Source organism: Polyangium sorediatum (genome assembly GCF_029946465.1).
GTDB lineage: Bacteria > Myxococcota_A > Polyangia > Polyangiales > Polyangiaceae > Polyangium > Polyangium fumosum.
On record NZ_JARZHI010000003.1, the window covers coordinates 36,109 to 53,075 of the forward strand.

The 16,967-nt window shown below is 66.6% G+C and carries 10 protein-coding genes and 1 riboswitch; of the genes, 2 read left to right on the forward strand and 8 right to left on the reverse strand.

The genetic code is table 11. From position 1 onward, the window contains the following. Positions 1-479 precede the first annotated feature (479 nt). The 6 genes from QHF89_RS04320 to QHF89_RS04345 all read right to left on the reverse strand — a co-directional run bounded on the left by QHF89_RS04320 (position 480) and on the right by QHF89_RS04345 (position 8,536). A complete protein-coding gene (locus tag QHF89_RS04320) occupies positions 480-1,394 on the reverse strand; it encodes a fibro-slime domain-containing protein (RefSeq protein ID WP_136967370.1) in 915 nt (304 codons plus the stop codon). Positions 1,395-1,783: 389 nt separating this feature from the next. Continuing rightward, positions 1,784-1,909, reverse strand: coding sequence for a hypothetical protein (locus QHF89_RS04325; RefSeq protein WP_284720042.1), 126 nt, complete (start codon positions 1,907-1,909; stop codon positions 1,784-1,786). A gap of 371 nt (positions 1,910-2,280) precedes the next feature. Beyond that, positions 2,281-3,147, reverse strand: coding sequence for a sterol desaturase family protein (locus QHF89_RS04330; protein ID WP_170230031.1), 867 nt, complete (start codon positions 3,145-3,147; stop codon positions 2,281-2,283). Between the two features lie 235 nt (positions 3,148-3,382). Continuing rightward, positions 3,383-3,934: a hypothetical protein gene (locus tag QHF89_RS04335; RefSeq protein ID WP_136967368.1), complete on the reverse strand. Its 552-nt coding sequence runs from the start codon at positions 3,932-3,934 to the stop codon at positions 3,383-3,385. 194 nt (positions 3,935-4,128) lie between these two features. Beyond that, entirely contained in the window at positions 4,129-5,217 is a 1,089-nt protein-coding gene (locus QHF89_RS04340) for a SpoIIE family protein phosphatase (protein ID WP_136967367.1), read from the reverse strand. Continuing rightward, a complete protein-coding gene (locus QHF89_RS04345; RefSeq protein WP_284720043.1) occupies positions 5,168-8,536 on the reverse strand; it encodes a DUF4132 domain-containing protein in 3,369 nt (1,122 codons plus the stop codon). The genes QHF89_RS04340 and QHF89_RS04345 overlap by 50 nt, the downstream gene beginning before the upstream one ends. Positions 8,537-8,925: 389 nt before the next feature. Continuing rightward, positions 8,926-8,991: riboswitch (guanidine-III (ykkC-III) riboswitch) on the forward strand. 20 nt (positions 8,992-9,011) lie between these two features. On the opposite strand from QHF89_RS04345, the gene sugE reads away from it, so the two are divergent. Together sugE and QHF89_RS04355 are read left to right on the forward strand one after the other, a co-directional pair. Then, positions 9,012-9,326, forward strand: a complete 315-nt coding sequence (gene sugE, locus QHF89_RS04350) for a quaternary ammonium compound efflux SMR transporter SugE (RefSeq protein WP_136934279.1) — start codon at positions 9,012-9,014, stop codon at positions 9,324-9,326. Positions 9,327-9,433: 107 nt separating this feature from the next. After that, the gene (locus QHF89_RS04355) at positions 9,434-9,820 is read left to right on the forward strand and encodes an STAS domain-containing protein (protein ID WP_136967365.1); all 387 of its coding nucleotides are present in this window, start codon (positions 9,434-9,436) and stop codon (positions 9,818-9,820) included. Positions 9,821-9,836: 16 nt separating this feature from the next. Here QHF89_RS04355 and QHF89_RS04360 read toward each other — a convergent pair whose 3' ends face one another. Both QHF89_RS04360 and QHF89_RS04365 read right to left on the reverse strand, forming a co-directional pair. Then, on the reverse strand, positions 9,837-11,024 hold the full coding sequence (locus QHF89_RS04360; protein ID WP_136967364.1) for a sialidase family protein: 1,188 nt from the start codon (positions 11,022-11,024) through the stop codon (positions 9,837-9,839). Positions 11,025-11,098: 74 nt separating this feature from the next. Continuing rightward, complete coding sequence (locus QHF89_RS04365) at positions 11,099-16,777, reverse strand: sensor histidine kinase (RefSeq protein ID WP_284720044.1); 5,679 nt, start codon at positions 16,775-16,777, stop codon at positions 11,099-11,101. Positions 16,778-16,967: the final 190 nt, after the last annotated feature.

Genomic DNA, 16,967 nt, shown 5'->3' on the forward strand with positions numbered 1-16,967 from the left:
GAAGCGTCGACGAAGATTCGACGCCATCGTTGGCACGAGTCTTTCAGGGAGTTCGCGTCATCGCGGACCGCTCGAGAAAAACAAGATGCCTCTTCGGCACTCGGCACTCGGGCCCGCCCTTTGCCCACCCTGCGACGCCCGCTGGATCACCGCGCGCAAGCAGAGGACAACATCGCGCCCGGAGCCTCCCGCAGGTCGTTTCCAGGCCAGAACGTTCGCAGCGAGGGGGCGAGGACGCGACGTTGGCCGGCACGACCCCGGGGGCATCCCCCGAGATGACCTCGGCACCTCGTCGAACGTCGCGCACACGGGGGCCTGCCCCGCACAGTCAGCATGCGGCCTGTCCGCGCCTCGCAGCGCCCGGGCTCTTCTCCGTTCCGTCGCGCGCGAGGAGGTGGCACATGGCTCGTCGCGCCGACGAGGCCCGGGCGCAACCCTCGGTGCGTCTGGCTTCGTTCCCGCGAAGCAATCGCGTAGCGCTATTTGGGCGGGTCCACCGGCAAGAAGCAGAAATTGCTCGTCTCGAAGCGGTAATTCGATCCCGAGTAATTCCGCTCCGCATGGAAGACCTGCAAATCGTACACGCCGCCGAGGACCAAGCCGAGCTCCGATGCGCGTTGGTCGAGATCGACCGTGCCCAGCTCGGGACCATGAAGGCCGCCGAGGTCGATAGCGAGGCGGTGATTGATGAACACCCAGATGTCGTCGTCCCCGCGGAACGTGAACACCTCCCCGCCCTTGTAACGGAAGGAAACGAGCGCTTCGGTGGTGAAATGCCAGTTGTTCGGCATGCCATTCAGCTCGAAACCTTCGTTCCCGAACCCGAACGTCGCATCTATCGGATGAAAATTCGCGTCGTCGTAAACGAGCGTGGTGCCATTGCCCGTGAGCGGGATCTGCACATTGGTAGCAAAATTGACGCCGGGGGTGTCCCGATACCACGAGTCGAAATTGGCGACACCGGTGAAGGGCGCATAGGTCGGGCCATCGGGGCTGACATCATTGCCCGCAACGTACACGGGCTTGAAACTGCCATCGGGCTGCTTGGCCAATTCGGCAGCCAGGATGCCCTGGCGAATACCGACGATTTCACCAAAGTTGGGGTGGTCGCTCCACTGGAAGTCGGGATGGCTTTCGGAGAAGTCGCGCACCCGCATGGTCAAGGTGCTCAAACACTCCTCGCCGGTATCGCCGCCCGTACCGCTGCTGGAGGTCGTGAGGTTGAGACCACCTTCGCCGCCCGCGCCGCCGGCCCCCGCGCCGCCGTTTCCCCCACCCCCCGAACCCGCGCCGGAGGATGCAGTCGTTGCACCCGTCGGAGAACCGGTGCCCTGACCGGACGAACAACCGAGGACGAGCAGCAGGCCGAGCAGCGAAAGGATCGTGGTGCGCATTGGTGGATGATACCACGCAGCCAGACGGCGCGGAAGCTCATCCAGAAAGCTGCACGACGTGCCCGAAAGGCCCCCGCGCCATGAGCTAGGGCGCGGGGATCCCTTCGCCGTCGTCGGAGTATGCGTTGTCTATCCAGGTGGTCACGGTCGTATCGACGAGGTGCACGGGGATGCCTATGAAAGAGTGGTCGAATCTGTTTCCGCGCACCACCACCGAGCCCGTGGTCCCATAGATCCGCAGCGGATACCATCTCCCCCACCGAGGAGCATGTTGCACTCGGCCGTCACGTCCGTCGAGGGATTGCCGAACTCGGGGCTGACGAAAACGGCCGCATTCACGCCGCCGTTCTCGACGGGCAGCGCGGACGGGTCGATCCAGTTGTGCCGAATCACGACATCGACCCGCCCATGTCCTGGATGCCGTCGACGTGCGCGCCGGGTGTCAGCTTGTCGAAGAGATTGTCTTCGAGCAGAATATGCGACGCAGCGAATTGATCGCCGTCGTTGCGCGTCATTCCAGGGCCGGCGTGTGCTTGGCTCCGCCGCACGGTGGTGTGGTCCGGGGAGACTCGGTGTGTAGATCGTTCTCGATCACCGCGAGCGCGGGCGTGCCCGCCGGAATCCCGGTGTTCGTCGCGTCGGGCTACGGTTTGGCGCAGGGATCGGCATTGCTGCCCCCTGCGCCACCGCCGCCTCCCGCAGCGCCGCCCCCGCCCGAGCCGGCGGGCATGCCGGCGCCTGCGCCACCGCTGCCCCCACTGCCGCCAGCCCCGTCGGTAGCGCCGGAGTTTCCATGGTTCGAGGAGGATCCGCAGGCAGCGGCGAGGGTGAGTTGGAAGAGGAAGAGCGCGCGTAGAAAGGGACGTTCGAAGATCGTGGCGGCAGTCTAAACGGAGGAGGAGGCGTTGGGCGCGGATCCCGTGGCCGTTGCCTCGGCGGCCTTGAGCCGCGTGCCGCAGAGGACGTCCCACAGGTAGAGCGCTTCGCCGAAATGCGTGTTTGCCCGGGCGTGGTGGACGTTGTGGAAGGCCGAGGTATTGAGGAAGATACGAGGCAATGTCTTCTCGACCCACGACAGGGTCACGCCGCAGTGGAGATAGAAGTTGAGGTTCACGAATCCCACGACCAGCGCGAAATAGAGGGGCGCCCAGTGCAGCGCCTCCGGGATGCACAGAAGGAGAATCGGCCAGAAGGTGAGAAGCGCCTCGATCGGACCCACCGCAAAGCCAGCGAAGGCAGTGGGATCGCGGAAGACGTGGTGGGATTTATGGAATCCGAACAAGAGCCGAGTGTGCAGCAGCCGGTGTTTCCAGTAGAGCCACGCGTCGATCACGATGACGCCGAGAGCGGTCTGCACGACGACAGCCGCCACGCTCACGCCGTGCACGTCGAGGTTCCAGACGAGCCCCGTCGGATGCCCCAATCGCCATGCCGTGAGGGGCCAGGCCATGAGGCAAGCGGCGACGTACATGGCGCGCGCCGTCTCGAAGGCTTCCCGCGCCATGGGCGCCGGCTTGATACGTGGCCCCTGAATCCGCGTCCCGAGGCGGCGCGAGAGCCACGTCACGATCGCCGCGCCTGACAATACGGGCATCACGAGAACGGCGAAAGAAAAGAGGAGGCTCGAGAACCAGGTCCCCGAACTCTCGGGGTGAAGAAATCCAGCAGCCGTCAGGACGACGAGAACGGCCGCGTCGATGATCTCGTGGATGGTCCAGCGCCTCGTATTCAGCGCCGGAGGCGGAGCTTGCATGACATATCCTCCGATCGAATCCCTTCGAGGACGTACCACAGCTTGCCTCGACCCATCAATTCCCAGCAGCGAGGCATCGGAGCGGTGCCTCTGCGCGTGCATCCCGACGACGGATCCAGGAACCGGGGCACGCATTGGCGCTTGCGCATCGCGCCGGTTTCAGCGGAATATTGTAATTCCTTTGCAATCTTGATGATGCTTCATGAGAGCGCTTGCGACGGATACCGAAGGCCCATCACCGCGGCGGGGCCGCCGGCGTGATGCCCCCCGCGGCGGCGGCAGCTTCGAGGAGGTGCACGGCCCGGTCGAAGCGGTCCCAGGACGTGCGGGCGATGTCGTGGAAGGGGTCGGTGCCGCGATCGCAGCGGCCCTCGGGCCACTCGATCGCGAACCATGGACCGCCGCAGTGGATGCACTCGCCGTGGCGCTCGACCGCGATCTCGTGGGGTGCGACCGTGACGAGCTCGCGCCACACGTAATCCATTGCGTCATTGGCCAACCGCACGCACGCCGGAGCCTCGAGGAGCGGGCGCGTGGGGCACTTGGCATCGGCGACCAACGCCACGTCGAGCACGTGCGTGAGCGATTCTCCATCGACCCGCCCGACGCGTAACACCACCCCCGGGGGCCGCGTCTCGGGCAACGGTTCGCACACCGGATCCGCGACGTCATTGCCCCGCGGCTGCGGCTCGTGTTCCCCCGCCGCGCGCCCCGCATGCGGCGTGCACCCGATCATCACGAGCGCGACGAGCCATGCACGATCCCGGTTACGACGAACGAGGGACATCTTCGCACGGAGAGCCTAGCAGCCCGGCGCGCAGATGCGAGACGTGTCCCACGAGCGCGAGAAAGATGCGCGCCGTTGCGCGCTCGCGTTCTCTCGGTGTACCGTTCGCCGAGTTCAACGCCCAGCGCGGTGAGCGCGCGGAAGCTGGCCATGACCGATCCGTGAGCAAAGATCACAAGCGAGAGATGGAACAGCTACAGGCCGTTCGACTGCGACCGCAATACACGCTCGCCGAGGATCACGGCGACATCGTCGTGGAAACTCCCAGAAGGGAGCTTCAAAGCATCGACGAGCGCCTCGACGGCCGAGCGGACGTCCCCCGCAAGAGCAACCTCGGATAGCCTCGATCGAGGCAGATACTTCAGAAGACCGTCGGTCGCCAGGAGGAGGCGTCCCACGAGAAGCTGCCGCTCGATCGCCGTGGGCGTGCAGGCCCCACTGCCGAGAAGCGGCTTGCGCTTCTGCATCGCGGTCAACTCCACGACCCGCCCGTTCTCCACGAGGAGGGCCCCCGAGTCCCCGATGCTCGCGCCCCACAGCTCACGGCCGCTTACCTGGACCACGACCAACGTCGTCTCGCCGCATTTGGGATCGGCGGACATTTCTTGGTCGAGTCGCGCGAGCCATTCGCCCCAGGCCGCAGGCGTGAGCTCCATGTCTGCCCCCAGGGCCGACGCCGCTTCCGCGGCCCGTCGTGCAGCGAGCGCGCCGCCGGAAAGCCCACCCGCACCATCCGCAACGACCAGCGTCCACCGGCGACCCCGGCAGCTCGCTTCAAGGCGATCCTCGTTTGCGCTGCCCGCGCACCGCTGCGACCAGACGTGCAGCCATTCCAGCGGAGGGGCGACGGGGATAAAATCGTCGTTTTGCACGGGGACGCCCACCTCGACGCTCTCCACGACGTTGTCCCCGAACCACACCGTTGCATCGTCCAGCTCGACTCCGCAGAAGCGACACGCGGTCTCAGGCGTGCCCGACACGGCAACCAGGCCACCCACGTTCTCCCCCATGTCGATCCGAGGTGCACGACGCCCAGGCGGATCGAACCAACCAATCGCGTCGCCGGGCGCATACTCGTGCAGACGGCAATGCCCGTATTTGTACTGGATACGATAGGGTTGCAGGTGGCCGCAGCGCGGGCACGTTGCATCGGCCACGACAATGTCGAAGGTACCCATGGCGGCGATCAGATTGGCATCGTACGTCCGGAGTGAGGTGCCTGCACGCAAACGCTCACACCTCAGGATCATTCCGCGGCTTGCGTGCCTTGGGCTCGCCGGCATCCGCGGTATCCTTGGGCTTCTTGGGCGCTCTCGCCTTCTTCGTCCCCGCCTCGGCCTCGAGCACGACGCGTGCGTCCTCGAGCGCCTCGCTCCAGAGCGCGGGCGTCGGCGCCGCCCATGCGGGCTGCCGGATTGGCTCGATGTCCTGGAGGCCGCACGTCTTCTGGCCGCGCTGCCGGACCCATATCGCGTCGTGCCGCGCCATCATGAACCAGCCGTCGCCAAGAGGACGCCGCGATTCGGTCACGATTCCCTCCTCGACCGTACCGCGGTGATAGCCGCGCTGCCGCAGCAGGCCCTCGAAGGCCGCGAGCGGCTTCGGCTGGGTCGCGGCGATCAGCGCGGAGAGCTGGGCTTGGGCGTCGCGGGTGAAGCGGCGTTCGAGCTGCACGAAGGGCTGCACCAGCGCGAGCGCCGCGAGCCGTGCACGCAGCGCCGAGAACGCCGCGTCGTCGATCTCGATCGGGTGCGGGATCGTCACCGGTGCCACGAGATCCACGACCGCACCCGCGGCGTCGACCGCGCCCTCCGCCGTGAGGATCGCGAACCGGCCCTTTGCGTCCTTCCACACGAGCCCGGCCACGAACGCACGCACCACCGGGTGCTCGAGCACGAATGCGCGGAAGTGCTCGGCGTCGTAGCTCCGCCCCACGATCATCGCCGTTTCGAGCCGCCGCCGTAGCGCCGCGCGCGTCTTCTCGGGATCGTACGGCGCGCGCGGCGTCGTGAGTTCGAAGAGGCCATCACGATCGACGCCACGCTCCTCGCACGCGCGGCGGAGCGCGTCCTGCGCGGCGCACGCGAGCGCCGGTTTGCCGTGCTCCGAGAGGTGATCGAGCCATTCGAACGCGACGCCACGGCCGCTCCGGCGTAACGCCTCGATCTCGAGCGGCGTCTGTGCCTCAGCGCCGAGCGCGTCGATCTGCGCGTCGCTGCCGAGCGTGCCGACCGCGAGCACGCGCCACGGTTTGTGCCCGAGCATCTCGCGCTGCATCACCGCGAGTAGCTCGGCCGCATCGCCGTCGTCGATCTCGCGACGGATCGCAGCGAGGCCACCGTAGGGCGCGCTCGCATCGTCGGCAGCGAGCGCGGCCAGAATCCCACGGCGCGCGTCCTCGGAGAGCACCACGCCGTCACGAAAGCGCACCACCGGCAGCCCGGGGAGCCGCGGGACGTTCGCGCCTCGCTCTCGCGCGCGCTCGGCGAGGTACGCATCGAGCGCCGCGTGATCGGTCGCGAGCGCCCTCGTGCGGCATGATTCGATCGCGAGCGTCAGCGCTGCGAGCCGCTCGCCGGTCGCGTCTGCGAGCGCCTTTTCGAGCGCCGGAACCGCCTCCGGATCCGGCAGCGCGCAGATCACACGCGCAGCCGAGACGACGCTCTCGTCGTCGTCCCGCGCGAGCAAGGAAAGCACCTCGGGCACCACGCGCATGCCCGCACGCACGAGGCCGCGCACCGCGAGCTCGCGCACCGGCGCGTCCTCGCTGCGCGCGCACGCGATGAGCACGCGTCGTCCCTCCCACGCATGATGCTCGGCGACGTGCGCCGCGATCTTTGCCGTGTTGCCGGGAAGTCGCTGCTCCAGCCGAAAGCCGAGCGGATCGAGCACAGCGGGCGCGCGTTCGAGCAACGTCCCGTCGAGCCCGTGGATGCCGCGATCCGCGGCCAGGAGATCCGCGACGATCGCGGCGATGCCGGGATGCTTGCCGATCTCGGCCAACGCGAACCCGAAGAACCCGTGCACCACGTCGAGCTCGGCGAACGCAGCCAGCGCGCGCGTCGGATCGGACTGGATCGCTGCGCGCACGTGGACGAGTGCGGGCTCCGGCCAGACACCTGCGTAACCCCGGCCCGGGGCCACGATCTCCGCGTACCGCGTGCGCTCCTCGCGCGTGAGCGACGCCTGAAGCTCCCGCAACGCGACATCGGCCGTCGAGGGCAACGCCTCGACGGCGCGCAGTTCGTCCCGCGCCCAACGCGCGAGCGTCCCCTCACCCTTCGACGCCTCGATGAGCACCGGCCGCGCTGCCTCTCCGAGCATCCGGAGCGCTTCGCGTGCGGCATTTCGTACGAGCTCGTAGCGATCGTCGGCATGCGCGAGAAGCACCCTCGCCACGCTCGCGCCGCCCATCGCGCCGAGCGCGCGCAGCGCAACCCCACGCCATGCCGCTTGCTTGCCTGGCCCCTCGATCCACGCGACGAGCGGCGCCACCGCGGCAGACCCCGAGGCGACCAGCGCCTCCTGCATCACGCGTTCGTTCCAGTGGTCGCGACCACGCGCATCGGGGACACGCTTCACGAGATCGTCGAGCGCGAGCGCGAGGATCTTCGGCGTGGGCACGAAGCGCGCGAACTGCCAGTCGATCCTGGGCATCGCGAGCAGGAGCGCCTCACGCCGCTCGGGTGGCAGCGTGAGCAGCGTCTCGCCGAGGACCGCGACGATCGGTTGGCTGAACGCGACCGTCATCGCTTGAATCAGGAGCGTGTCCCAGCGCGCGTCGAGCGGTGTCCCCGTGGCTTCGAGGAGGCGCGGCAAGAGAATCCCGCACGCGTGCGTCACATCGGGCCGGTTCGGCGGGATCGCCTCGGCGCGCGTGATCACCCGCGGGAGCGTCTCCGCCGCGATCGGCAACACGTAGCGAAGCGCGCGCTTGGGCTCCGGGTCGTGGCCCCAGGCCTGTGGATCGAACGCGAGCGCGACAGCGGCCTCGGGGCTCAGCGCGAAGCCCTCGTCGAGCAAACCGTCGGCGCCGTTCCAAAGCACGGCGCGCGCATTCGGCGAGGGAAGCGTGCGGCGGAGCGCGGCGAGCGCGTCAGGCACGTCGGGCGCGAGGAGCGCCGCGCGCATCGCGTCGGGCATCGGTCGCGTCGCGTTCAGGGAGCTGCCCCACGCGTCGCCGCGCGGACAATGCTCCTGATGCGTGGGCATGCCGTCCTTGAAGATCGTCCAGTAGCCCTCGAACACCTGCTGGCCGTGGGCATTTCGCGAGCGCTTGCCTTCCCGCACGCGATTGCCGAGCTCGAAGGCCGTCACGAGCCAGACGTCGCCGCCTTGCGCGACTTCATCGAGCATCAGCGAGCCGTCCTCGCGATACGTGTGCCACGTCCCGATGGGCTCGACGCTCGTGGTGCCGGCGCGCCAGAGCGCGCCGTTCGGGTGATACCAGCGCACCGGGCCGTCGTTCTTCCCGTCGCTCTTGCGCGTGACCCACTGACACTTGCGCTGCGTCTGCGCCGTATCGTGGAAGGACGTGTGGAGGGTGTGGGTCTCCTCTTGCTCGGGGGAGAGGACGATCGGCTCGTGAGCTGTCGAGGTCACGGGCGCGACAATGCGCACAGACGCCGCGGGCCGCAAGCCAGAGAAGCTCATCGGGAAATCAAAACCGCGTTCCGGGATTGCGCCCGTTGGCGCCGCAGGCGGTCTCGAATTCGAGAGAAGACGGGCTGAGCACAGAGATGCAATCCAATCATTATTCGCGTCGCTTTTCTTCCGACGAATTCCGACATTTGCCTCGGCAAGTCACCTCCTGCAGAGGATCTCTTCCATTCGCCTGATGTGGGCCGAGGGCATCATTATGGGCATCCGGCCCACGGTGGCGCAGACGATGATCGGGCTCGACATCTCGAGCACCATGACGCTCGCGAGCCTGCCTCCGCGCAGCCGAACTCGTCCTGCGCTTGCCTGTCCCCCTCTTCAGCGCTAGGCTTCTGAAGCCGGACGAGCGCCGGCCCGGACGAGACGCGCCGTACCCGGTCAGGCCAAGACGACGCACCCGAAGGAAGGAGTGCACGTCATGGCATGGGTATCCCTCATCGTCGCAGGGTTTCTCGAGGTCTGCTGGGCCGTCGGATTGAAGTACACGAACGGCTTCAAGCGTCCGCTCCCGAGCGTGCTCACGATCACGGCGATCGTGGCGAGCATGTACTTGCTCGCGACCGCCACGAAGTCGCTCCCCATCGGGACGGCTTATGCGGTGTGGGTGGGCATCGGTGCATTCGGGACGGCGATCGTCGGCATGGTGCTGTTCGAGGAGCCTGCGACGCCGGCCCGAATCGGGTTTCTCATGTTGTTGCTGACTTCGATCGTCGGCCTAAAAGCGAGCACGTAATCAACCCGTGCGCGAGGGTCGCGTCCGGCTTGGCGAGTGGCAGCGAAACGATCCGACTGATCACGACGCGCCTCACCTCGATCAGCTGCTCGGATAGCTGCGTCTTCATGCATGACGCTGCGAAGGGCGGGGGCGGCGAACGAGGGGCCTTGGAGGCGTTCTCCCGGCGCATCGCCGCGCTCGAGGCGCAGGTCGCCGCGCAGGAGCGGATCATCGAGGTCCTGCGCGCCAAGGAGGCGCTCCTCCAACGTGTAGGGGACGAGCGGCGCCTCATGAGCGCCGCCCTCGAGTGCTGCACGGATTTCGTTGTCATTGCCCGCTCGCGAGGAAGGTCCTCTATGTCAATACGGCCGGACGAACCCTGGTGGGGCTCGAGAGCGCGGAGCGCGCCGAGGTGGGCCCAGACGCTCATCAGTCTCGGCGTGGATCTCGGCAATATCGTCACCCGCAGCACGCTGCAGAGCGGAATCGCATTCGCCATGCGGCTTGGATAGGCGCTCCCGCTCGGCCTCAGCCGCCGCCGTTCTCGACCGTGAGCCCCAGATAGAGCAGCTTGGGATCCGCGGGAGAGGCGACGATGGCCGATACATCGTCATTGGCGTTGTGTGTCTTCGTGACCTTGCCGGTCATGTGGTCGTACCGGAAGAGGTCTGTCCCGTAGTCATTGTACTCCATGCCGAAGACGAAATAAAGCACGCCAATGTCGGTCGCATGTGGTACGAGCAGCGTACCATTGATGAGCTTGATGTCCGCCGAGTCGGTGACGACTGCGCCGAAGGTCAAACCGCCGTCGTTCGATCGATAAATGTGACGGATGTCGGGTCCGATCTCCAGCGCCTCGGCCCATACGATGTCCCCCTCCACAGGAGACACCGCGATGGCGAACAAGTTCGCGCCATTCGCGCCGAGTCCCGCGCTCTGCTTCCATGTCGCGCCGCCGTCGAACGTCACGGCGCCGCCGCCCACGGACTGGCCGAAGAGCACATGGTCGAGGTTTCCGGGATCGAAGGCGAAACGATACCCGATGAAGCTGCCCGAGGCGGGAGGGGTGCCCTGCTTCGACCACGTCTCACCGCCGTCGTGCGAGTCGTGCAGGCTGCCGTTCGCGTCGCCCAGGCGCAGATGTTTGCCGTCGGCAGGATCGACGCCCACGCCGATGATGTTCGCCGCGGGCGTCGAAAAGGCGTGGGGGCCGGCTTCATCGATTCGATAAAACCCGTCGCCATTTTCGGCCCATGCGTACGCGAGACCTCCCTTCGCGGCCGTAATCCTGAAATTGCTCCCCGTCAGCGTGCCCACTTCGTTCCAGGTGCAGCCCGCGTCTCCGGAGCGCAGGAGTTTCCCCTTGTGCTCGGCGAGCAGCGTGTTCGGCGTATCGAGCGCCGCGAGCCCGTAGGTGTATCCGATTCCCTGGAGCTCGCCCGGGGTCTTTGCGAGGTTTGCGCCGTCGTCGAGCGTGAACGTCACGGCGGACGTCCCGCTCACCGTTTCGCACGCAGGCAACGCCCAGCCGGGCGTGGAGCCGCCCGTTCCCCCTGTGCCACCTGTGCCACCCGCGCCACCCGCGCCACCCGCGCCGCCGGCGCCGCTCCCGCCGGTGCCGTCGATTCGAGGGGGGTCGTCGGTTCCGCAGCCAAGCAACAAAGCGCCAGCCGTGGCAATGGCGAAGAGAAAAGAAAGGTTCGTCTTTGCAAGCATGTTGGTGTCCCTCATGGGTGGGGCGCACGCGCCTCCCGAGCGCGGACCTGTGCAACAGGCATGCCTTGACGACCCTACCCCTCGCCTCGGCCGGTGAGGATGGAGGGCCCGGCAACAGGCAACTCCACGATGAACGTTGCTCCGGCGGAAGGCTCGCTCTGGACATGGACCGAGCCGCCGTGCGCCTCGGCGAGCTTGCGGCTGAGGTAAAGGCCAAGCCCAAGCCCGCCGTAATACCTGCTGGGCACGGCGCGCACGAAGCGTTCGAAGATGCGTCCCTGCTGCGCAGGCTCGATGCCAATTCCGTGATCCTTGATCGCGAGCCGCGCGATCCCAGCCTCTTGATCGATGAAGATCTCGATGGGTTTGCCGGCCCCGAATTTGATCGCATTGGAGATCAGGTTGACGACGATCTGTTCGATCCGCGCGGGATCCCAGCTCCCCACGACCGGAACGCTGTCGCGGATCGAGACCGAGCAACGAGCCTGCGAAATCTGCAATTTGAATTGATCGACCACGTCCCGGACGAGGGCGCTGAGGTCGACGGCGCCGAGCTCGAGCGGGAGCTGGCCCGTGTGGATCCGCGCGACACTGAGGAGCTCATCGTTGAGACGGCGCAAGCGCGCGCCTTGCCGCAAGGCGCGCTCGGCCAGCTTGGCCATGATCTGCGGGTCGCTGGAGGGGCCCGACTGGCCGGCCCGGCCCATCGATTGGAGCGAGAGCATGAGCGACGTAAGCGGTGTGTTGAGCTCGTGCGACGCCATGGACAGGAATTCGTCGCGCGCGCGGATGGCCTCCTGGGTCGCGCGATAAAGCCGCGCGTTGTCGATCGCGCTCGCAGCCCGGCGCGCCACTTCCTTCGCGAGTTCGACATCGGCGCTCCCATAGTTGCGGCCCGATGCGCCCGAGACGAGGGAAAGCACCCCGAGCGTTTGTCCGCGCGCCAGGAGAGGCACGGCGAGCAGCGATCGAATCCCGAGCGCGCGGATGATCCTCTCATGCCCTTCGTCCTGGGTATGGCCTTGGAGGCGCGTGTCGAGGTCGGGGAGCAGGACCGGTTCACCGGTGGCAATGGCCCTGGCCGCCGGGTGGGGCGACCCCATGGAGGGCGGATATCGCTGCCGGAGCTCCTCGACCAGCGCCGCTTTTGCAGGATCTTTGTGCACCACAGCGATGCGCCGAATTTCCTCCCCCTCCACAGTGTCGATCACGCACCAGTCAGCCATGGATCGCACGCATAGGCGCCCGAGGCGCGCGAGGGTGTCCTCGTAATCGAGCGACTCCGAAAGCAGCTCTCCAGCCTCGGCCAGGAACGCCGAGCGTCGCTCCGCCTCCTCAGCCGCAGCCCGCGCCGCCTGCTCGTCGGACAGGAGCCGCGCATTCTGGAGGGAAATGGCGGCCTGGACCGCGAGGAGCGAGAGCACGACGAGCCGACCGGGCGTGAACGCGCCGATGAGCAGGTTGTTCTCGAGATAAAGCAAACCGACCACGTGGGCCTGCCTCAGAATGGGGAGGCACAGGACCGACTTGGGCCGCTCGCGAGCGATGTACGGGTCCGAGGCAAACTTGCTGGCCGTCGCGTCGTCGAGGAGCACCCGCTCCTTCGTTCGCTGCGCATACCGTACGATCGTGGCCGGGACGAGGGGCGATGACGAAACCACGAGCGAGGGGAGGAGCTTCGTCACCACCCCTTCTTCTTCAAGGCGCGCCTCTGCTTCAATCGAGAGGTCGCCATCACGGCGGAGGAGCAGGTAGCTCTTCTGTGCGCCGCCCTCTTCGAGGACGACCCGGAGAAGCGTACGGGCCAGCTCGTCGAGGAGGATCTCGCCCGAAATGGTCTGGGATGCCTTGACGACCGAAAGCAGATCGAGCTGCTCGGTGTGCAGCGCGAAAGTGGCGGTCGGCGTGAAAGGCCTGTGCTCCTGGAGGCGCGGATTCTGCTCGTCGAGCTGCCTCACCTTGCCATCGGCCCCCCAGCGCGCATAACAGGCGCGGGCGTCGCGGAGGTACGTGTCGGCCACCTGCTCGAACCCCCGCGCCCGGTAAAACCTCGACGAGAGTTCGTAGGCGAGGCCTTCGTTATGGACGAAGCCATTCTCCCGCGCAGACCGGATGGCCTGCTCGTAGAGGCGCATGGCCTCGAGATCGCGCCCCTCGACGCGCGCAACCTCGGCCGAGACCAGCGCGTATCGATTGAGATAGTTCTCGGGGCAGTTCTCCGCCCATGACGCGAGCTTCTGCAGCACGCCCCCGAGGATCCCCGCGAGCTCTTCCCGCTCGTCGGCGGGAGCGTCGGGGAGGAGCTGCACCATCGTGAGCGCGTGAAAAAAATGGTGGGTGGCCTCGATCGGCATGGCCATCGCGGCGCCGAGGTTCGCCGCCGCGCGCGCCGCGAACGAGTGCGCCTCGGCATGACGCCCATAGGTGAACGCCGTGATCTGCTTCATGATGTCGTGAAAGACGAGGCCACAGCCGAACGTCGCCCGGCGGATCCCCGCGAGGCATGTGGCCTCGTGGAACGTGGCGTCGTCGAAGCTCGTCGGACCCTGCGTCTCGCCCTTCAGGCAAGCCACGAACTGTCGCTCGAGCCGAATGGTCTCGTAGACCGGTATGTTATGGCTTTGCCGGGCAAACGCTGCATATTTTTGCGACACCCGGAGCACTTCGTCGAGCGGGTCGCCTTTCTCCACGGCTTGCCAGACGGTCTCGAAGGCGAGGAAGCCGGCATAAACGAGATTGCCGACCTCCAGGCACGCCTGGAAGGCCTTCTCGAGGATGGGGACGCCTGTGGCGAAGGGCCTTCGCCAAAAGTTGATGTGGTCGCCGTGGAGGTGAAGGAGCGTCCCCTTCAGCCGGAGATCGTGGAACTTCTCGTTCAGCCGCAGCGACATCGCGGAGAACGCGTAGCCCAGCGGGATGTCGCCGTAGGCCGACACGAGCATCATGCCATAAACGCTATAAGCGAAGCACGATTCCTGGGTGTTCCCGTACCACAGGGACGAGCTCACGGCTTTGAGGGCGAGCAGGGGAAAGAGCTTCGGCCGCCCGATGTACGCGCAGGGCGCCGCCTCGACGAGCAGGCCGATGATCGTCCGTCCGTCGGGATCGGTGGCCACGGGCGCGTCGAAGATGTCGGCGACGCGACGACCGCGGAGGTTCGTCCGGATGACTTGGACCTCGGCTTCCGTCGCCGCTTTCAATGATTCGTCCGAATCGGGGAACGTCACGTCGAAGAGGCGCAGCGCTTCGAGCGCGACGGTCACCCCGTCGTCGTACCTCCCGGAGACCTGGTACAGCCGCATGCGCAGGCCATACACCGCGGCGCGGTCGGGGTTGGAGCGTGCATGCGCGAGGATCAGGTTGAACAGCTCGTCCGCCAATTCGAAATTGCCGACGAGGTATTCGCACTCGGACCGCTCCAGAGAGAGCCTGAGCGTGTCGTCGTAGAGCGCGCTCCAGGCGTCCTTGGGCAAGAGCGCCGTCGCCTGGGCCAGGTAATTGCGCGCCGACACATGGGCGACCGTGGCCTTTGCCTTCATTCCCGCCAGGAAATTGAGCCGCCGGAGCGACTCTCTCTCGCGCGGGTCGGTGATCAACGCGACGCCGCGATTCAGCTGGCTCACGATATCGAAAATCTGCTCCTCGATGGCCTCCTCGGGCATGTTGGCCAGGAACAGCCGGCCGATCCGCAGATGCACCTCCGCGCGGACTTCCTCCGAGAGGAGCGAGTAGGCCGCCTCCTGAATGCGATCGTGGACGAAACGGTAGCCATCTCCCAAACGGAGGAGGAGCCCGACGCGGACGGCCTCCCAGAGCGCCGCGTGCACCTCGTCCTCCCCGTCGCCGCGAATCATCGAGAGGGTGGCCGCGTCGGCGCGGTTGCCGAGGCACGCGACGCTGGTCAGCACGTCCTGGGTATCCGCTGGGAGCCGCTTCAACTTGTCGACCATCAGGTCGACCACGTTGTCGGTAAAGCATTTTTCGCGGATCCGGGCCACGTCCCAGCGAAAGGCTACGGCATTTTCGTCGAATTCGATCAGGTGCTCCTCGTACAGCGCGGTGAGGAACTGGATGACGAAGAATGGATTGCCGGCCGTCTTTTCGTGTACCAGATCCGAGAGTGGCTCGGCCTCCTCCACGGAGCAGCGGAGGGTGTCGCTGATGAACGCCGCGAGGTGAGCCTTGGCAAGGGGGCCGAGGAAGATGTCGGAGACACGCACGGCCGCCTTCCGCACCTCGTTTGTCACCAGGATCATCGGATGGGCGGGGGGGACCTCGCTATTGCGGTATGCACCGACGACGAGGAGGTTATGCATCTCGGGATCGGTCAGAAGGTCCTGAAGGAGCGCGAGACTGGCCGAATCGGCCCATTGCATGTCGTCGACGAAGAGCACGAGCGGGTGCTCCCTCTGCGCGAAGACCCCGATGAATTGCCGGAACACGAGATGGAACCGGTTTCGCGCCTCGCCAGGCGGCAAAACCGGGACCGGGGGTTGCTCGCCGAGGACGAGCTCGACCGGGGGGATCACGTCCACGATGAGCTTTCCGTTGATCCCGAGGGCCGCCGCGAGCCGCTGCCTCCATGCAGCGATCCGCTCCTCGCTCTCGGCCAGGATCCCGAGCACGAGCTCCTGGAAGGCCTGGACGATCGTGGAATAAGGAATATCGCTGTTGATCAGGTCGAATTTGCCCGACACGAAAAAGGCCCGCTCGCGGACGACGGGCTCGTGGAGTTTGTGGACGAGCGCGGATTTGCCGGCCCCCGGGTCCCCGGCGACGAGCACGAGCTCCGGCGTCCCCGTGGCCACGACACGCTCGAAGGCGTCGCACAGGAGGGCGATCTCCGCCTCCCTGCCATGAAGCTTTTGCGAGATCTGGAGGCGGTCTGGCACGTCGAGCGCGCCCGGGGAGAAGGGCTCGATACGCCCGCCTTCGACCCATTGCGCGAGGCACCTCTCCAGGTCGTGCAATACGCCGCGCGCGCTCTGGTACCGGTCGCAGGCCATTTTCGCGAGGAGATGCATCACGATGTGCGCAATGGCCTCGGGTACCTCGGGGACGACCTCGGAGGGGGATGGGGCGACACGCGCCAGGTGGAAATGAATCCACTCGAGCGGGTCTCGGGCCTCGAACGGGGGCCTGCCCGTGAGCATTTCGTAGAAGGTGATGCCTAGCGAATAGAGGTCGGTGCGGGAATCGACAGCTCGGTTCATCCGCCCCGTCTGCTCCGGCGACATGTACGGCAGCGAGCCCTCGATTCTGTCCGGGCTCTGCGGCGAGGTGTGCTCACGGGGAAGGCGGGACGCAATCCCAAAATCCGTGAGCTTTGCCTCCCCTGTCACGGGATTGACGATGATATTTTGGGGCTTGATGTCCTTGTGGACGACGCCCTGCCGGTGGATGTCAGCGATCGCGGTCGTGATGTGAATCGCGAGCCGCAAAAAACGCTCCGTCTCCATCGGCGCTCCGAGCAAGCGATCGAGGGGCGTGCCCGCCGTGTCCTCCAGAACGAGCGCCGGCTGCCCGTGATACGTGTCGAGGGCGAGCGGCCTGATGACGGTCGGCAGGTCCAGCGCCTCGCCCAGCGCTTGCTCGTGTTTCAATCGCTCGATGTCCTGCGGGCGGCTGCTCTTCGGATCGAGCGCTTTGAGGATCACCTGGCGGCCATCACTTACTCGGATGGCGCGGAGCACGATCGTCCCCCGACCCTCGAAAAGGGTCTCGGTGATCGTGTACGCGGAGGGGCTCTGCATCTCCATGAAATCTGCTGCGAGGAGCGGACGATCGGCGGCGGCGCTGGGTGCGGCTGTGTGCTGCCTGCGTTTGGAAGCACAAGTCGCACCACGCACTCCGGATCCTACAACGGGGCGCCTCGGCTGACTACGCTCAGCCCGCGCCGCCGTGGTCGCCGTCGCCGTAAGGGCGATTACGCCACGCCCGAAA